Origin of the sequence: Rhizobium sp. Rhizsp42, from assembly GCF_047304155.1 — a bacterium.
Classification (GTDB): Bacteria; Pseudomonadota; Alphaproteobacteria; order Rhizobiales; family Rhizobiaceae; genus Rhizobium.
In genome coordinates, this window is sequence record NZ_JBGLYS010000089.1 from 1 (window position 1) to 2,486 (window position 2,486).

The window sequence follows — 2,486 nt, forward strand, 5'->3', positions numbered from 1 at the left end:
GTAAGCGGTTAGCCGACCACGCTCGACTGGAAGTTCCACGGCATCAGAGCGTCGATATCCTGCGCGGGCCATCCGTTGGCCATGCGAACTAAGGTCTGTGTCAGCCAGGCGAGCGGATCGACGTTGTTCATTTTAGCTGTCTGCAAGAGCGTGGCGATCGTGGCCCATGTGTTGCCACCGCCTTCGCTTCCGGCAAACAGACTATTCTTCCGTGTGATCGTTTGGGGACGGATTGCGCGCTCGACGATATTGGAGTCAATCTCGATGCGGCCGTCACCGAGAAAGCGTTCCAGAGATTGTCGGCGGGTCATTGCATAGCGGATCGCCTCCGCGGTCTTGGACTTGCCAGAGACCTTCGCCAGCTCCTTTTCCCAGTTGTCAAAAAGGTTGGCGACAATGGCCGCAGACCGCTCTTGTCGTGCGGCAGCACGGACGTTGGCATCCTTTCCCCGGATCTCGTCCTCGATCTTCCACAACTCGCTCATCGCCTTCACCGAGGCTGTCGCGGCCTGATTGATACCACCGATATGCAGTTCGTAGAATTTGCGCCTGACATGCGCCCAGCACCCTGCCAATGCGATGGTCTCGTTGCTGCCGGCCTTGACCTGCTCTTTGACCATGCTCGTATAGGCGCCGTGCCCATCCACCTGGAGAATGCCGTTGAAGCCGCTCAGGTGGCGGGCCACACAGCGCCCACCTCTGCTGTCTTCAAATCTATAGGCGACCATTGGTGGCCCTGATCCCCCGAACGGCCGATCATCACGTGCATAGGCCCACAGCCATGCCGTCATTGTTTTTCCCGAACCAGGCACCAGGGTCGGCAATGTCGTTTCGTCGGCAAAGACCCTTTCACCTGCTTTGATTTTCTCCAGGATGTAATCGGCCAGGATCTTGAGCTCGAAGCCGAGATGTCCCATCCATTGAGCCATCAAGGAGCGGCTCAGCGTCACGCTATCGCGCAGGTAGATTGTTTCCTGACGGTAAAGCGGAAGGCCGTCGGCATATTTGGACACGGCGATGTAAGCTAGGAGCCGTTCGCTCGGCAGTCCGGCTTCGATGATATGGCCAGGCGCTAGAGCCTGCAGCACACCGTCACGCCCTCTGAATGCGTATTTCGGCCGGCGGGTAACGATGACCCTGAACTTCGGTGGGATGACATCGAGCCGCTCGGAGCGGTCTTCGCCAATCAAAACCTTCTCCAGCCCTTGGCACTCTTCGGGGATTTCAGGCTCGATAACCTCCTCGATGCGCTCGAGATGAGCGGCAAAGCCCTTGCGCGGGCGCGCTTCCCGCTTCGGCTTGTCTTTCCGTGACTGGTCGAGCTCGCTGTCGATCGCTGCCAGGCCGGTCTCGACTTCCTCGAACGCAAAGTCGATCTGATCGTCGTTGATCCCCAGTCGCAGCCGTTCCGAGCGCCTGCCTTTCTGAGCGCGCTCAAGCACTTTTACAATCGCAGTGAGAGTGGCTATCCGCTCGTCCGTATCCTTCTTGAGCGCCTCAAGCCGGGTGATCTCCGCTCGGGCAGCGGCGCCTTCTGCGCTCATGGCGACGATCATCGCCTTGAGTGCATCAACGTCGTCAGGAAGGTCCGAAGCAGAGAACGTCATAGCAGGAAGTAGATCACAAATAGTGATCTTTTCCTAGCGTTTACAGTAACATGCGTGAGATTTCTTGGATGGGCTCAACCCGTCGAAAGCGGCCTCCTGATTGTCGCCGGGCGGATCTTCTTCCAATCCATTCCGGCCAGTAGGGCCATGAGCTGGGCATGATCCAGACGGATGCGCGCCGCCGTCGCTGCTGGCCAGCAAAAGCCATTTCCTTCGATAACTTTCGAATAGAGACAGACCCCGCTGCCATCCCACCACACGATCCGGACACGGTCCTTCCGTTTGGAACGGAACACGTAAAGGGCGCTGTTGAAAGGATCGAGACCGCCATCCCTGACCAAAGCCATCAACGAGGCCGCCCCCTTGCGGAAGTCGACCGGTTGACACGAGACGTAAACGACAACGCCAGACGCAATCATGCCTTGCGCACCGCCCGGAGGATCTTGGCAAGATGATCCGGCTCGATATCTCCCGTCACACGCACCACGACGTCACCCATGACGATCTCCACAGGTGAACTTGCAACAGCTTCGACGCGCGCGAAACTAACCCTTTCATTAGCCGCTTTGGAAAGGGGCACAACCGATCCCGAAGCCAAGGCCTTGCGACGCCAGCCGTAAAGCTGTGAGGGATCTAGCCCCTCGGCGCGGGCGATCGCTGACACATTCGCCCCCGGCAGCATTGTCTCCGCAATCAGCCGAGACTTCTCAGCATCCGGCCAATCTCGTGGCTTGCGCCTCGTCCGTATTGGTGTCGCCGTCAGAACCTCAAAGGCACGAGCCTGATTCACACTGTCGCTCATAGGTTTCTCCGCATGATTCATGCTGAGAATGAGCGATCTTTCGATACCGCGCTACGCGGGATGGCCTACCCGCTTAC

3 protein-coding genes are annotated in these 2,486 nt (G+C 58.4%); all 3 read right to left on the reverse strand.

All coding sequences use genetic code 11. The features are described 5' to 3' along the window. Nucleotides 1-8 precede the first annotated feature (8 nt). A complete protein-coding gene (gene tnpC, locus ACCD05_RS31590; RefSeq protein ID WP_413397607.1) occupies nucleotides 9-1,607 on the reverse strand; it encodes an IS66 family transposase in 1,599 nt (532 codons plus the stop codon). A 74-nt stretch (nucleotides 1,608-1,681) separates the two neighbouring features. Further along, nucleotides 1,682-1,954 (reverse strand): IS66 family insertion sequence element accessory protein TnpB, encoded by a 273-nt coding sequence (gene tnpB, locus ACCD05_RS31595; RefSeq protein ID WP_234838265.1) that lies wholly within the window; start codon nucleotides 1,952-1,954, stop codon nucleotides 1,682-1,684. A 68-nt stretch (nucleotides 1,955-2,022) separates the two neighbouring features. Further along, nucleotides 2,023-2,409 (reverse strand): transposase, encoded by a 387-nt coding sequence (locus tag ACCD05_RS31600; protein WP_112983139.1) that lies wholly within the window; start codon nucleotides 2,407-2,409, stop codon nucleotides 2,023-2,025. Nucleotides 2,410-2,486 lie beyond the last annotated feature (77 nt).